The 16,980-nt window shown below is 55.1% G+C and carries 8 protein-coding genes; 5 read left to right on the top strand and 3 right to left on the bottom strand.

Annotation, left to right across the window (positions count from 1 at the left end; translation table 11 throughout):
• Nucleotides 1-190 precede the first annotated feature (190 nt).
• A complete protein-coding gene (gene sprA / locus IK012_RS02950; RefSeq protein ID WP_290950262.1) occupies nt 191-6,994 on the bottom strand; it encodes a cell surface protein SprA in 6,804 nt (2,267 codons plus the stop codon).
• Between the two features lie 298 nt (nt 6,995-7,292).
• A complete protein-coding gene (locus IK012_RS02945) occupies nt 7,293-9,185 on the bottom strand; it encodes an AIPR family protein (RefSeq protein ID WP_290950259.1) in 1,893 nt (630 codons plus the stop codon).
• A gap of 266 nt (nt 9,186-9,451) precedes the next feature.
• Between IK012_RS02945 and IK012_RS02940 the strand changes: the two genes are divergently transcribed.
• The 3 genes from IK012_RS02940 (at nt 9,452) to IK012_RS02930 (ending at nt 13,015) form a co-directional block, all read left to right on the top strand.
• Entirely contained in the window at nt 9,452-10,204 is a 753-nt protein-coding gene (locus IK012_RS02940) for a leucine-rich repeat domain-containing protein (protein ID WP_290950256.1), read from the top strand.
• 142 nt (nt 10,205-10,346) lie between these two features.
• A complete protein-coding gene (locus tag IK012_RS02935) occupies nt 10,347-11,555 on the top strand; it encodes a S41 family peptidase (protein WP_290950253.1) in 1,209 nt (402 codons plus the stop codon).
• Nucleotides 11,556-11,572: 17 nt separating this feature from the next.
• Complete coding sequence (locus tag IK012_RS02930) at nt 11,573-13,015, top strand: S41 family peptidase (RefSeq protein WP_290950250.1); 1,443 nt, start codon at nt 11,573-11,575, stop codon at nt 13,013-13,015.
• A 115-nt stretch (nt 13,016-13,130) separates the two neighbouring features.
• Here IK012_RS02930 and IK012_RS02925 read toward each other — a convergent pair whose 3' ends face one another.
• The gene (locus tag IK012_RS02925; RefSeq protein WP_290950247.1) at nt 13,131-13,979 is read right to left on the bottom strand and encodes an FKBP-type peptidyl-prolyl cis-trans isomerase; all 849 of its coding nucleotides are present in this window, start codon (nt 13,977-13,979) and stop codon (nt 13,131-13,133) included.
• 174 nt (nt 13,980-14,153) lie between these two features.
• Between IK012_RS02925 and glmS the strand changes: the two genes are divergently transcribed.
• The gene (gene glmS, locus IK012_RS02920; RefSeq protein WP_290950244.1) at nt 14,154-15,983 is read left to right on the top strand and encodes a glutamine--fructose-6-phosphate transaminase (isomerizing); all 1,830 of its coding nucleotides are present in this window, start codon (nt 14,154-14,156) and stop codon (nt 15,981-15,983) included.
• Nucleotides 15,984-16,190: 207 nt separating this feature from the next.
• Nucleotides 16,191-16,980 (top strand): pectate lyase (locus IK012_RS02915; protein ID WP_290950241.1); only part of this gene is annotated, 790 nt, incomplete at its 3' end.

Below are 16,980 nucleotides of genomic sequence, written 5' to 3'. Positions count from 1 at the left end.
CATTCCAATTCAAATCCGCCCGCGCGGATGCAAAAAAATCAGCCGCCAACGACCATCCGTTAGCGGCTAATATTTTATGGTCAACAACGGCCGACCACCGGCCAACAACATACGCTTCAGCTAAAAATTAACAGCCGGCAATCAACAACCATTGACCAGCAACTAGCAACCAATAATCAGCAACCAGCGACTAGTTGAACCGCAGCATCAGAGCGAGTTCGAACTGCAGGATCTGACGCAGGTGCGGGGTTTCGTCATCCAGTTTCTCGTGAATCTGGCGGTATTCGATGTAGGCGCTCATCGAGGCCATCTTGTTGAACTGGTAACCTGCGCTCGGACGGATGAACCATTCATGCGTACGCGAGGGCACCGTACGGTCGGTCAGCTTGAGTTCCGGATTGTACGCGGTATAGTCCTTGGAATCGAATGTCCACTGCCTGAACACGCCATCGGTACCGGTTTCCTTGTTCCACATGTTGTATTCGGTACCGGCGGAAGGATTGTATTCCTTGCGGATGTTCTTGTTGTAGTCGTAACCCGCGGTGAGCTTGAGGTCGACATTGTTTTCGAGCTTGAAGTACCACTTCCACAACTGGAAACCGCGCTTGAGCTTGAGCGGGTACGAAATCGAGAAGTCATCGCCGATATTGATGGAGAAGTCGTTATACAGCGACGTATGAATCCACGGCGTTTCCCAGAAGTATTCCGTCGTATCCTGGATGTTGCCCAGGGAATCCGGCCAGCAGGGCAGCCCGATGACTTCCTGCTTGGGGCGCCTGTCGGTCGTCTCCATTTTCAGACGCACGGCATTCTCGATTTTCAGGTTTTTCTGCGTGAGGAAGGTGATACGAACGAGCGGGTTGAAGTTGATCTGGTAGCTCCAGGAATCTTCGGCGCTCTGGAACGGCTTCACGGAAGTCGTCTTCGTAAAATCGAACCTGTGGACCGTACTCACGCTTCTGAAGCTGTTCAGGAACGAAAGACGCTGAGCAAAGTTCGGGATCGTGACTCCGACGCCAATCTTGGGCCAAACGGTCGTCGTGTCGATATAGAGCGGATATTCGCGGGACTGGGAGAAATCCTCTTTCCACTGCAGGTCGCCCGTAAGCGCGATATCCCAAATCGGGAGCGTGATGCCCGTGCCTATCTGGAACTGGCGCGAAACAGAATGCTTGAAGTTACCCTGGTATACGAGCGTATCGACATCCCTATTGCGATACTGCGCGAACTGTTCAAAATCATCGCGAGTAGTAAGTCCCATGTCGCCCGAAATGATATTCCAGATTCCGCGGTTGCGGTAACCGTTGCCGAGACCCAAACCGTACAGGTAATACTGCAGCGGGGTCACACCCTGCTGTTCATACAGCTGGGCAAGCGTGAAGTTTTCGCCCACGGTGTTGGTACTAGCATTCCAGTTGAAGCGGATTTCGCGCCACTTGAGCTTTTCGAAAAGGCTCACGACCTTGGATTCATTGCCAAACAGTTTCAAGAAATCGATAATCTTGAGCGTCGGGCTGAACTCGAAGCGGTTCGTCTGCGATATGGTCCAGTAGTTCTTCTCGATGTTGGTGTGGTCCATCAGGTCGAAGGCATCGGGAATGGTCTTCTGCTGGTTGAAATCAGAAGTGAAGCTCGCGTTGAACGGCAGGAACGGAATGAGGCGCGGGTTGAAATTCACCTTGAACTGCTGCGTACGGGCGCGTTCATTGCGGAGGATACCATAGGCACGTCCGTACTCGCGATGGCCCACGCTATCGACCTTGTAGAATACCGTACTGTCGTAGCGGATTTCGTAGGAGTCCGGGTTCGACAAGTCAATCGTCTGCGGCACGCCCGCTTCGTTCTTGCGCGAGACCGTATCCGTCGGGATTATCACAAGACTGTCGCGGGATACATAGACCTTCCTGTCGGTATGGTCGTAATCGAACACGTAGCCGGTCGCAAACATGCCGCCTTCGTCGGGCGTAAAGAAGTTCTCCTTCACGAATCCTTCACGGTCGCCACCGCCAAACATATCACGCTTGATGTTCAGGGAGTAGCTTGTCGAAAGGAACGAGAGGATGTTCCAGCGCATATTCAGCTTGTGGTTCAAATCCGCCGTGTAGGTAACAACCTTGTCGACCTGCGGTTCCACGAAATCGGGATCGCGGACCTGGTTCACATAGCGCACGTAGTTGAAGTCGAACAGCGTCACGTCGAATGTCTGCGGCCACGGTTCAAATTCGGTCTTGGCCAGCGCCTTCAGGAATGCGTTGTCGGACTTGGCCAGCGATTCGAAAGGCTTGAACTTGAACAGGCTGAAAGTACCCAGCTTGTATTCAAATATCGTGTGGTAAGAATAGGTGGAGTCCGAAGCCGTCGTCGCGCGGCCTTCCGTCTGCCGGTACGAATAGCTTGCCGCCGGACGTTCAAGGAATATCTGCGAGAGCGCCTCGCCCACCTTGGATTCCGACGCCTTGTAGTTCTTGCTATAGCTGATGCTGAAGTTCTTTTCGCGCGTGTAGGACTGGTAACCCTTGGATTCCGTCTCGTCGCGGAGTTCCTGTTCCTTCTTGTCTTCAGTCACCACAAGTTCGTTCTGGAACATGTCCTTCGTGAGTTCGCCGAAGCTGCTGCGATTAAGCGTCAGGTCGTCGGAAGGCTTCATGAAGGGGCGCTTCGTAGAGCTCCTGTAACCGAGATTCAACGGAATGTGGAACCCGAGGGTATCGTTCAGGAACTTGTTCAGGCTGATGGAGACGTCGCCCGAGACATCCAACTGCGATGCCGCCTGCGAGAGCTTCGGCTTCGGCGAGCCGCCCGTCGTCTTGAGCGTGGCAAAGTTACCATCCTGGTAGCGCACAGCACCCGATATGGAAAGGAAGTCAGCGAAATTCACCTGCGCCGAAGTACGGGCCGCGTATCCCCATTCCGTATCCATGTCCGAAAGTCTCAGGTCGTCAATCCAAAATTCACCTTCGAGGTCTTCGGCAGAGGCGCTCGAATCCGCGATAATCACGAAGCGCATCCAGTCGATGCTCGTCACGGTCGGATTACCCACCAACCTGATCTTTTCTTCGCGCTCGCCGCCAAGATCCTTTTCCACGGCAGAAACGAACGGCGGGCGCCTTCCCTGCTTCAAGTCCGAGAAATCGGAAACGTTCATGGCGAACGCGTTCGCAAGCCAGTTTTCTTCGTGGCAGTCTTGGTCACGCGGGCAAGACTTTTCGAGTTTCGTCGGGCGGAAGCTCCATTCATAGTAGTCAGAAGAACCTTCAAGCGAACCGGAACCGAACTGCAGGGCAAACCTGATCGGCACCCTGTTCGCCTTCGTCTCGTAGTGGATTTCCATCTTCAGGGACTTGTACGAAGAGAGGTCCTTCTTGTCGGTCTCGAATATGCGGGTCACGCCTACTTCCTGGCCCGGCTGCATATTATGGTACTCGAGCTTGAGCGCAGTTTCCTTCAAGGGAGCGTTCGTCTCGGAATCGCGTTCCGTCTTGGTGTTCGGCGACTTGAAATATGTATTCGCATGTTCACGGCTGTTGATGGTCGAAACCTTCACGAACGTCGTATCCGTAGACGCCACCTTCTCGGACACCGCGGTCTCGATTCCGTTCACGCTCACCATCTGCGAATTCTCGGTAGAACTCGTCTTATAGTAATCGGCGACCGTCGTCTCTTCCCAGGCGTTGCCGAGCACACCGAGGCTCACCACCTGCACCTTGGCTTCCGCCACGCCGGGGTTCAGCTTGCCGACCCACAAACGGGTGAACAGCGCCTGCGCGAGGATGGACTTGTAATCGGCGCCCATCGCGGAGACAACCGTATCGTACTGGTTGAGCTGGATATGCCACCTGCGCCAACCGTTCTTGAGTTCGTCGAAGTGCGTCTTGTCCGTATCCGAAAGGTCGATGCGGTAACGCACGAAGTTGATGTCGGTATCGAGCGAGCCGTTCTTGTTGATGTCTTCGGTATCGTAAGTGCGTTCACCGGAGTTGTTTTCGGTACCGTTGATGGTCACCGGCGGGTCGCTGTCGTCGTCCAGGTCTTCGTTGAAGTCATCAAGCGCGATATCGGTCGTAGCGCCTGCATTGGCAGAATTCCAGACCGTGCTTTCGCAGCCCGAAATACGGCAGTCCCACACAAGGCGCTCTTCGTCGGAACCCGTCGCACCATCAAGACCCTTGTCGTGCAGCGCCGTCGTAGAACCCAGATCGTTTTCGCCATCGTGGTAGCCGTTCGGCGCATGTCCGTTAATGGCAAGGTCTTCACTCACCTGGCCCAAGTCAATAAAGATGGAGCCCACGTTACCGCGCGCGACCACCTCGATGTACTTCATCTGGCTCAGGTCCTGGTAGTAGGCGCTGTTCGGGCGCATGATACCACCCCACGAATTGCCCGCCAGGTTGTCGTTCGCGCGAAGCGTCATCTTGAGCACGGTCAGGTGCTGGTTATCGACATCGGAATTGCCGACGTTATCGTAGATGTACTTGTACAGCTCGGTGTTGTTGCTGTGCCAAATAAATTCACCCTTGTGCTTGTAGTCCTGCGTCTCGATGTACGTAGAGGCGTCGGAGCTCACGCCGCCCGGAGGCGAAGCATGGTACCAAGAAAGCCTGGAGAGCGGGTACGTGAGGCCGTTCGACGTGGCCTCGAAATCTTCGACAAGCGCTTCGACGTCGTCACTGGTGTTCGCGTTGTGGCGGCTGCCCGCGAATTCCGCTTCGAAGCGCCAGCTGGACTTCGCTTCCGTGTTGATTCCCGGAATCTTGTTCACGAGGTCGGTCAGGGCCTGCACCGTATCCTGCAAGCGCAGGTTCATGCCCCACAAGAAGCTGGAGAACGGTTCGTTGCCGAGCGTCGGGGTCTTCGCCGTAGTGCTCTGGCTCTTGTAGAGCGCGGTGATACCGAACACGGAACCCGCACCGAACCCGTAACGTTCCAGCGGAAGTTCGGCACGCGCACCCAGCAACAGCTTGTTGTCAATTTCGAAAAGCGGTTCGCATTCGAACGTCACCTTGATTTCCTTGTTCGGGTCAAGGGCACGTTCGCTCAAAAGTTCGATCTGTCCGAGTTCGTAGTTCACCTCGTAGTCGGTACCGCGCGTGAGCACGGTGGAACCCGCAGTGAGTTTTTCCGTTCCCGGCGAAATATCCATACAGGCGCTGCCGCTCACGGAGTAGCTCGAATTCGGGTCGCGGACACTGATGGTGGAACTGCGGCGCTTACCCACAGATTCGAAATGGAACTGGCTCGTGTAGCGGCTCAGGTTATAAACCGGCAAGTCGTAAAGCTGCGACATGACGTTCGACGAATCCAAGTTACGCAAGGGTTCCAAGCAGTTCGCGCGGGCGCGTTCCGTAGCGTTCGGGCCGGAGTACTGCGAAAGCGGCTTACAGGGCAGCCACATTTCACCCGTGTAGTTGCCGCTCGCGTCCTTCTTGAAAATCGTAGCATCGCTCACCAGCGGACTGCCCGTCGTAGTGTCCGCTACGCCGATAGTCTTGAGGAACGAACCCGCGACACCCGACTTGTTCTTCATGCGCAGCACAAAGCTGCTCGCGCTCGCATCGGTGATGCCGATGGAATACACGTTGCGCAACATGAGCTTGCCGATTTCCTTGAGTTCGGCAAGTTCAGCATCCCACTGGATAAGCACAATCCTTGCACCGTCGTTGACCGTCGTTCCCACGCGGCCGGTGCCGTCTTCGTTCCAGCTGGCGGCAACGAGCGTAGACCGCGTAACGCCGTTAATCTTGACAATACCGGTCTTGGGATCGTACGTATAGTCGCTCGCCGGGATTTCCACCAGGCGTTCCACCCTCTTCACGATTTCCGAACCGTCGGGGGCCTTGTACACGACGTCGACGTTGTCGATGACATCCTTCGAATTGTTCAGCGCGCTGCGCTTGTAGAGCTTGAGCCCGGTAGCGAGGTAGTTCGAGGTCGAGCGACCGGCGATACCCGCGTTGATGTAGGCGCTCCTCGCCTCATGGTTCAAGAAGTAGTAACGGTAGGTGACGAACTGCTTGTCGAGCACCTGGAATTCCGTGGTCGTCTCGCTAGCATTGATGGTGTACTCTTCCTGGCTTCCGCCGTCCTGAGAGGCAATCGTCGTGAGTCTCCAGTCGCCCAGTTTCCAGTCGGCCTTGATACCGAACAGGCCCTGGTGGTTTTCGGAATAACCCGTAAGTTCCGTACCCGTAAGCGCAAGCGATGTCGTACCCGCTTCCACGCGCTGCAAGATATAGTCCTCGAATTCGCCCTTGAACGATTCCTCGTACACCACGCGCACCTGGTTCTGCACGCCGAGGCCGCTTTCCACGTTGTTCACTTCGACCGTGATGTAGGGGCCAATCTTGCCCTTCACCATGAAGCTCGGTTCGTAGTCCAGCGAGGGCGAAGGCCAGAGGCTCGTCTTGGTACTGCCCTCGGCGTCGTCCAGTTCGCCGTACCCCTTGAGGCGGATGTTCATCGTACCCTGGAGCATCAGCTTGGGCTTGTCGAAACCGAAGGTCTTCATCCAGGCGGGCATGTTCACCGGAATGGTGATGTCGAACATCGAGCCCGTCTCGGGCGCCTCGTAGCCGCCATCGCGCTGGCCGATAAGGCCGTTCAGCCACAGGTTCTTGCGGCCCACTTCGTACATGTCGGCCACGTAATCGGTAAGTTCAGGATAATGCGCCGACCAGAGCGTCGTCGTGTCGCGGGACACGCTGTTCACGCGCTTCTCACGCACGTCGAGTTCACGCGTCGCCATGTTGATGTCGTGCTCGAACACCTGGCCCTTCGTCTCCTTCATCAGGCGGGGAGACGCACCCACGCCGCCGAACGGGAGGAGGTTATTCAGGGGAGTCACCGAAGCAGGCAACGGGAAGTACTGGAGCGTGGGCTGCCATTCCGTCTCTGCCGGGTCAGCAGTGCTCACGGAGTCCGCAGAATCCACACCGTCGGAGACGCCCACGGGAGAATCTCCCTGAGACCATGCGATGCCGAATGCCGAGAGACACAAGGCAACAAACCCCGACCGGGTCCTATGTAAGAACCTTCTAAATAGCAACAGACACAAAATACAGAATTCGGCGACGCCAAATCCACCGGAAAGTTGAATTTCTGCGGGAAATTAGCAAATTTTTTGCTTACACGACGCATATTTTATAAAAAAGATTGCCGAAGAAGCTAAAAAACTGCTTCTTGACAGAAGAGAGCCGTTTTACGAACAAAGAAATTCTCTCTCCGGAACAACGGACGCGCACAAAAAAAACGGCCCGCCGAAGCAGGCCGTCTTAAAAATCCGATAGGAAGTCTCTTTAGATGAAGAGCTCGATACCGCCGCGGACCTTTTCCCAAGCGGGATTCTTCTTGCACAGAAGATCCATCATCTTTTCGTAGGTCGCGGTATTCGCGAATCCCTTCCACAGGCGACGTTCCACCGATTCGCCGCTATCCTTGTCGATAGTGGTGATGGTGTCGTAGTACGCCGTGTTGTCCTTGAACTCGTTGATGAGGATGCCCTTCAGGTCTTCCGTGTAGATCCTGGAGGCGTACTTGAGGATGGATTCGTTGAAGTTCAGTTCGTTCTCGACGAGCCATTCGAAGTCCTGAATCGGGTCACCGTAGATGAGCCAGTGCTTGAGGGCGAGAGCCACGACCAGGTCCTTCACGGCGCTGCGGAAGATGAACTTGTCTTCCAGACGGCCATTCCAGGTAATCTTGGTCAGCGGGTTATCGTCGTTGGCTTCGATGGACACGCCCTTGCCCGGGGTCACCTTGCGGATCTTGATCGGGAGGCGGCTGAGGAGCTGCCATGCCTTCGTGAAGGCGATGGTCTTACGAACAAAGTCCTTCTCCTTGTCCGGGGACACGCGCACGAATGCGCCGAAGCAGCGCTGGTACAGCGTTTCCTTGTCGAAAATGCAGTCGCTGGAGCGGCATTCGCTGAGCTTGCCGTCCATCATGAACAATGTCTTCGCCAGTTCGGGGCGCATACGCACTTCGAGCTTACGGGTACGGGCCTTGAGGCGCACGCCGTCCTTGTAGACGTAGGTGAAGCCTTCTTCCTGGTAACGCTGCCAGATGAAGAACTGCAGGTCGTCCGCGGCGCGCAGGTGGTAGCTGAACACCGGGTTCTGGCGGTTGTTCGCCATGGTCACCTGGTTCAGGAAGTTGTCGGCACCGGGGTACGGCACCACGACCTTCACCAAAACCTGCGGGTTCACGGGCTTCTTGCTCTTCTTCGCGTAGGTTTCGTACGTGAAGAGGGACTGGGCACCGTTGATAATCTTCGGGCGCTCAATCACGAGCACCTTCTTGCCGTCGCGTTCCTTGGCGCGCAGGTCATCGCCCGTGAGGGTCATGCCGTTGTGCAGGAACGGGAAATCGTCCACGTTCACGTTCTCGTCGTCGTTCCTTTCCATGGTCTGGAAGGCATCGATGAGGGCCGCGTTCGTGTGCGTGAGGTTACCGAGGTAGGTACGGATGTTGCTCGAGACGATAGCCATGTTGTGCTTCGTCTTAAGGCGCTTGCCGAGAGCCACGTGGTAATCGAAAATCGTGCGGATCGGGCAGAAACCGAGGAAAAGTTCGCCATGATCGCTGGTGAGGTGGAGCGGTTCGGACTCCATGACAATTTCGAGCTTGTCGTCGGCGCTACGCAAATCGCGAGTCAAGTCGTCGTGTTCGGCGACGATTTCGAGCTTCGCCTTGACTTCGTTCTTCCAGATGCCAAGCTTGCGGCGCATATCCTTGAGGGTGCGTTCCAGTTCGGAGTCGGTGAGGTCGCGACTCGCCTTGGTGCGGAGCACGGTAATCTGGAGCGTTTCCATGTACGGGCGGCTTGCCGGAGTATCTTCGTCGTCTTCGTCGTCGCCGTCAGAAATCTTCTTCACGTCCCACGGGTCGGCTTCTTCGCGAAGCGACAGGAAAAACGGGTTCGTGGGGTCGCTAGTGCGGAATACGGCAATCTGCAACTGCTTCAGGTCGGAGTTCAGATGCGCGACCACCTTTTCGAGCGGGGTATCTTCATCCAGGAAGATGAAGAATTCCATAAAGCCCTGGGAATACTGGAAACCGTGGAAACAGGCGTTTTCGTCCAGGTTTAGATGCCGGAGTGCCTTTATTCGGTCGTTAGGATCGTTGGGGTTCAAACTCAAGAGGCTAGCAACGAATGCTAAGCGGCGTTCCTGCGATTTTGTTAGTTCCATTTTTTCCTCAATTATTATACTCGCGACAACGCATATATATACATATATGTATGACGTCTGGCATTTCGCACATTAAAAATAGTTTCAAAACACCAATTTGAGTAAAAAAATAACAAATCTTTTGTAAAAACACCATTATAAATAGAAAAATATGCTGCTCATTTGCGCAAATTTTTGTTTTTTTCGTATTTTTTTACGTCCGTTGCCGCAAATTCGGGTAAAAATACTATGATTTATACTGTAAGTACATTGTTCAGGAGAGTTTTATGAATCTGCTTGAGATTATCGCCAAAGCCAAGGCCGAAAAAGCCACTTCGCTCGACCTTTCCCAGAAAGAGCTCCGCCTCCTTCCGCCGGAACTTTTTGAAATCGAAACCCTCGAAGAACTCAACCTGGACCGCAACAAACTCGTAGAGGTACCGGACGAAATCGGGAAGCTCAAGAACCTGAAGAGTCTCTCCATCAGCGAAAACGACCTGATGGAACTCCCCGAGACCATCGGCGAGCTCAAAAAGCTCGAGCACCTCTACCTGGGTTACAACAGCCTTTCGGAATTGCCCGCCTCGGTCGGCAAGCTCACGAACCTGCGCACGGTGAACATCGCGAAGAACCAGATGCTCGACCTCCCGCAGGAAATCGGCAACTGGAAGAAGGTGGTCAAGCTCTCCCTTCACGACAACATGCTTTCCGACATTCCCGCAAGCATCGGCAAGATGGAAAACCTCGTGAAGCTCTACCTGGACAACAACGAGCTTACCTCTATCCCGGGGACCCTGGGCCAGCTTTCCAAACTCGAAATCCTCATGGTATCGGGCAACAGCCTCGGCGCGATTCCCTCCGAACTCGGCAACCTCAAGAAGCTCCGCGAACTCGTTCTCGACGCGAACCAGCTTTCCACCCTGCCCGAGACGCTCTCACAGTGCGACAACCTCGAAACCATCTCCGTCGTGGAAAACCCGATGGAAGGTGGCGTTCCCCGCATTCTGCTCGACAAGAAGGGACTGAAGGTAGACCAGTAAGCATCGCCTTCGGCGAAGTTGATAGTTGCTAGTTCTGAGTTACTAGAAAAGCAGGTTTAGAATGTTGAAATTAGGACTCCGAACTATCCTTCTCTCCTCTCTCATTTTACTCGCAGCGTGCAGTAGCGACTTTCTGTCGCCCGTGAAGAGCACGCCCGCGACAGACGAATACGGGTACAACTACTGGCTTTTGCAGAAGACGTACCTGTACGAAGAAGAGCTCCCCAACCTTCCCGAAGAAGGCGATTCCATACAAGTTCTCTACAAAGCGCTCTCCGACAGGTACACCCGCTACACGGAACCCTCACAGAGCGCTGCCGTCATCGAATCGAGAAACACGAGCGTCATCACCGGCGACATCGGGCTCGAATTCTGGTACAATCCCGGAACCGAACACACGCTTTCCATACGCCATGTATACCCCAAGAGTCCGGCAGACCGGGCGGGAGTCCCGAAAAACGGAGTTGTCATCTCGGTAAACGGAACCGAGCTTACGGGAGAAGATGCATACCAGAAGTACCGCGCCGTGTTCGACTCGAACGAGGTCATCGTCTTGGAAATCTCGTTCCAGGACAGCGTGCGCTCGTATACGATGAAACGCGAAACCATCTACGCGCCTACAATATTCGTGGACACCGTCGATGGCTACGAAGTCATCAACATCCGCGAATTCAAGCTGAACACTATCGAACGCGACAGCGGTTCCTACATGGAACTGAAACGCCACCTGGATTCCACGGCAAGCGACAAGTCCGTCCGCATTCTCGACCTCAGGAATAACCCGGGCGGACACGTGGACCAATGCATCAAGATGGCAGATCTGTTCGTGAAAAGCGGAACGCTCTCCTCGAGACACTGGTACGTATTCTCGGCCGACGGGAAGCGCACCGAACACAAGACCAGCAACGAAGCTAAAGCGGGCGATTCGGGGGAAGAGGGCAAGTTCGTCATGCTCGCGAATACCGGAAGCGCATCGTGCGCCGAAATCTTCGCCGCAGCAGTGCGAGAGCTTACGGACATCCCACTCGCGGGAATCACCACGTTCGGAAAGGGCATCGGCCAATCGTCATGGAAAACCATGGATGGGGGACTCGCCACCATCACGACACTCGAATTTTTCACCCCCAAGGGCAATTTGTACCACGGAAAAGGGCTCGAGCCCGACTATCCGTGCACCGACGGCGTATCCGTCCAATGCGCCATCGACGCGGCCCAGAAGCATTTCGGCAAGGCCCTGAAAAAGACCGCAGGCAAAGCCGTCGGCACCGAAAAGCAACCGATAACGGGAAATAATCATCAAATTGAAGATGTCTATGGTGGCGCCTACGCCGATATTTTTCTATTTAAGTAAGAAAGGAGATTCCACAGATGAACTTTTTACATAAATCGATATTGGGACTTTCGTGCGCAGTCTTGTTCTGCACGCAAGGTTGCTTTGAGACGAAGACCAACAAACACCTCAGCAATCCGGAAGGCACAGATGAAGAGGAGCAGTTTTTCGAAAACCTCCCCTACGAAGCAAAGGAACTAGTCTTCACCGAATTCCTGCTCGATGTTTTCTATGTAAATGCCGACAAGGAACTGAGGGATTTCGAAGACTACTACAAGAAGGGCGAACGACACGGTTTCTCCTCCGCTGATTACGAGTTCCCCGACGTATCGTACATGTTCTCCACCCTGAGCGACAACTTTACCAATTACTACAGCCCCCAAATCGCAACCTACATCCTGAACTTGCTGACGTATTCCGCAACGGACGTAGGAATCGGCGCACAGGTAAAGAAGAACACCGTTCCCGCCTGCGAACCGCAGAGCGAGAACTGCACCGACTCCACTACCGTGCTCCAGTTTACCCAGATTTACAAGAACGGGCCAGCAGATGACGCCGGCATCAAGAAAGGCGATATCGTAGTCTCCGTCAACGGCACCGTCCCGACCACGCCCGAAGCATTTGACAAACTGACCTCCGGCAACGAAGGAGAAAGGATTTCCGTGGATGTTACCCGCGGCGGTGATTCTCTCTCGTTCAATATCCTATTGGAATCCTTCGCGACTCCTACCGTATTTGTCGACATGTACGATTCCATCCCGGTAATCACCATTACCGAATTCACGGACACGACAACTCTCCCCACGGGAACCTACGGTGAATTCGTCGAAGCCCTGGAAGAAACGAAAGATGCGAAGGCGACCATCATCGACCTGCGCAACAACCCCGGAGGAAGCGTGGACCAGTGCATGGACATGACCGCGGAACTTCTTTCCAAGAACGACACGATCGCATTCATGGTATCGCACGAACTTGACACCATCACCGAAAAACGCGTCATCGACACCCTCACCTGGATAGCCACCGAAAACGGACTCGCCAAGGACCGCTACCTGGTGTTCCTCGCCGATTCGGGAAGCGCAAGCTGCGCCGAACTCATGCTCGTCGGCACCATCAGCAACACGAAGTCGCCGGTCGTGGGTCTCACCACATACGGTAAGGGCATCGGACAGAGCTACGTCGGCACATATGCGGGCGGCATCGCGGGCATAACCAGCATGAGGATGTTCGACAAGAACCATAAGATTTACCACAGGTTCGGTATTGAACCGGACTATGTCGAAGGCGACCCGGACAAGGCGATGGAAATCGCCCTCCAGCTTGCGAAAGAAAGAACTGCGGTACGTACAAAGGAATACGGCAGCGTCGATACGGGCCACTTCACGCTCGCGAAATCGCACGCAAGTTCCAAGAAGCCGGGACGCGGCGGTGCGTACAAGATTATCCGCGACAAGATGCAGATGCCCATCCCGTTCAAGTAAGAGCATCACATAGGGAATTTGCGGCGGACACATTCCGCCACGAACCCCATGAGGAAATACAAAAAATCCCCGCCAGCGAGGCGGGGATTTTTGCGTTACAAGCTAAATGCCAGAACTAGTTTGCAGCTGCGGGAGCAGCGGCTTCAGCAGGCTTGGCTTCGGCAGCCGGCTTTGCAGCGGACTTGGCGGGCTTGGCAGCCTTCTTCGGTTCTTCAGCCTTCGGAGCTTCGGCAACATGCGTATCGATGAGTTCCATTTCGAAAACCAGCGCGCTGTTGCCCGGGATCTGAGGAGGACGGCCGAACGGACCGTAAGCAAGCTCGCTCGGGATCCATGCGGTGACCTTTTCGCCCACCTTCATGAGCTTGAGCATTTCGGTCCAGCCCGGAATCACGGCGTTGATCGGGAATTCGAGCGGCTGACCGCGGTCGACAGAGCTGTCGAACTTGGTGCCGTCGAGGAGCGTACCCGTGTAATGCACCTTCACAATATCGGAATCGCTCGGAGTAGCACCGGTACCTTCGGTAAGAATCTTGTACTGGAGGCCAGACTCGGTGGTCACGACGCCTTCGGCAGTCTTGTTCTTTTCAAAGAAAGCGGCATTTTCGGCCTTGCGGGTTTCGTTCGCAATGCTGTCCTTCATGCGCATTTCTTCCTGCTTCTTCTGCTGGATGTTCATCAGAGTAGCAAACACCATAGAATCGTTCAGGAGCAGTTTGCTGGAATCCTGGCTGAAGCGATCCCTAAACGCCTGAATAAACACTTCGACATCCAAATCAAGAGAATCGCGGGCGATCAGCTGCTGGTACACCTGGTTTGCAAAATGGGAACCAAATGCGTAGCTGTTCGTGTCCTTCTCCGTGACAAGAGCCTTCTTAGCCGGAGCTGCACCGGGGCACAGCTGGTCACAGCCGGTCATCAACATAGCGAGTGCACCGGCAGCAACAATCAGTTTTGTTTTCATATTATCCCTCTTTTGAGTTTTAAAAGACTCATGTAAAATAGCAAATCAAACGTGATTTTGCTCACATCTTAAATATTTTTTACCCTTTCTTTTGATATATTATGCAAAAAATAGCGTTTTCCGCAGATTTGGCTGCCGGAAACGTTTTTGTACTTTATTCTAAAGGAAAATCCTATGTGCGGTATAGTCGGTTACATTGGTCAAAACGAAGCGTTGCCCATCCTGGTCGGAGGCCTCAAGAAGCTTGAATACAGAGGCTACGACAGTTCGGGCATCGCGGTAATCGACAACAACAAAATAAGCGTCGTCCGCGCATCCGGAAAGATCAGCGCGCTCGAAGACTGCCTGAAGGCGCAGACCATCCACGGCAAAACCGGCATCGCGCATACCCGCTGGGCGACCCACGGTGCGCCCACCGTCGCGAACGCGCACCCGCACACCAGCTTCGACGGACGCATATCGATTGTCCACAACGGCATCATCGAGAACTACGCGAGCCTCAAGGCGAAGCTCGTTTCCGAAGGCATCCAGTTCAAGTCCGAAACCGATACCGAAGTAGTCGCGCACCTCATCGCCCGCTACTACAAGGGCGACCTGAAGGCCGCGGTGCTGAAGGCCCTCGCCCTTGTCGAGGGCACTTTCGGCCTTGCAGTCATCTGCAAGGACGAGCCCAATACGCTTATTGGGGCGCGCCGCGGCTCCCCGCTCATCCTCGGCATCGGGAACGGTTCGGAATTCTTCCTCGCAAGCGACGTCTCCGCCATCATCAACCACACCCAGAAGGTCGTCTACCTCGACGACAACGACGTGGTGCAGATCAAGGGCTGCGACTACTCCATCGTGAACATGAACAGCCACGAAGTGCAGCGCGAAGTCAAGGACGTGGAATTCGACGCGGACGCCGTCGCGAAGGGCGGGTTCCCGCACTTCATGCTCAAGGAAATCTTTGAACAGCCCGAAGTGCTCCGCAATACCATGCGCGGGCGCCTGCTGAGCGCCGAAGGCAACGCGAAACTCGCGGGCCTCGACACGAACATCAGGGAACTGAGGAACATCAACCGCATCATCATCACCGCATGCGGCACGAGCTACTACGCGGGCATGGTCGGCGAATACATGATCGAAGACCTCGCGGGCGTTCCCGTGGAAGTCGAATACGCTTCGGAGTTCCGTTACAGGAACCCCATCATCAAGCCGGGGACGCTGGTCCTCGCCATCAGCCAGTCCGGCGAGACGGCCGACACGCTCGCCGCCCTCAAGGAAGCCCAGCAGAAGGGCGCCACCGCGCTCGCCATCTGTAACGGGGTGGGTTCCACCATCGCCCGCACGAGCGACGGCGGTGTGTATCTGCACGCGGGCCCCGAAATCGGTGTCGCGAGCACCAAGGCGTTCACAAGCCAGGTGACCGTGCTCGCCATGATCGCCCTCTTGCTCGGCCGCCAGCGCAGGCTCAGTTTCGAAAGCGGCGCGGACATCGTGAAGGCGATGCAGGAACTCCCCAAACTGGTAGAGCAGACCCTCAAGCTTTCGGACCAAATCGCGGGCATCGCGCACCAGTACGTGAAGGCGAACAACTTCCTGTACCTGGGCCGCCACTACAACTACCCCGTCGCCATGGAAGGCGCCCTGAAACTCAAGGAAATCAGCTACATCCACGCCGAAGGCTATCCCGCCGCCGAAATGAAGCACGGGCCCATCGCCCTTATCGACGAGAACATGCCCGTGGTGGTCATCGCCCCGAAGGATGCGCTGTTCGACAAGGTCATCAGCAACGTGCGTGAAATCAAGGCCCGTGGCGGACGCGTCATCGCGGTCACTACCGAAGACTGCCAGCCGCTCGATGAATTCGCCGACCACCTCATCAAGGTCCCGAAGACCATCCCGATGCTCATGCCCATCGTGACCTGCGTGCCCTTGCAGCTGCTCGCCTACCACATCGCCGTCCTGCGTGGAAACGACGTGGACCAGCCGCGCAACCTCGCGAAGAGCGTGACCGTAGAATAGTTCCAAGTTCCTTGTTACTAGTTCCCAAGTACGACCTTCAAGGTCGCATCATTAGACATTGATTCTCAAAAAAACGTTTTTCAACGGTTTTTCGCGTTGTTCTTTGGACAACATGTAAATGAAAAAAACGCCTTTCGGCGGCTTTTTCGGCATGTATTAAGTTAGATTAACGAAGTATGGAATCGTTGTCTTGACGAAGAGGATGGCATGGGTAATCGTCGGTTTGGAGTATTCACAACACTGGTCCTATTTTCCGGGAGTTCTATCGCATTGGCGGCGGACTACGAGCCGCCCGCTACGGCTGTCTCGAAAATCAACAGCTACCGCGGCTATTCGGAACTGACCGATGCCGCAAGCGGCATGGACATCGACAAGTACGCCTACAACATGACCACTTGGCAAATCGACAACGGCGGTTTCTACAAGGCCATGGCCGAAAGCTACAAAAACCCGTATTCGGGCGGTGAAAAATCCGGATGGCGCTCCGCGACCGGAGGCGACGTCGGCACTATCGACAACGACGCGACCATACAGGAAATGCGCCTGCTGGCGGTGCGCTATAAAGAGACTACGAATTCCAGCTACAAATCCACCTTCAAGACGAGCTTCAACAAGGCGGTCAATTTCCTTTTGGCCATGCAGCGTTCCACGGGCGGTCTCCCGCAGGTTTGGCCCAAACGCAACGACTACAGCGACCACATTACCCTCAACGACAACGCGATGGTCCGCGCCATGGTGACCATGATGGACATCGCGAACAAGACGTCTCCCTTCGATAGCGACATCATCGACGACGCGACCCGCGCCAAGATGAACACCGCGCTCGAGAAGGCGATTGACTACCTGCTCAAGGCGCAGATCGTGAACAACGGGCAGCCGACGGTGTGGTGCGCCCAGCACGACACCGCGAATTACCAACCGCGCCCCGCACGCGCCTACGAACTCGAATCCAAGTCGGGCAGCGAATCCGCCGGCGTAGTGTGGTTCCTGATGAACT

This window comes from Fibrobacter sp. (assembly GCF_017551775.1).
Taxonomy (GTDB): Bacteria; Fibrobacterota; Fibrobacteria; order Fibrobacterales; family Fibrobacteraceae; genus Fibrobacter.
Note: the sequence above shows the minus strand (reverse complement) of the source record. Positions and strands in the feature narration are given on the sequence as shown.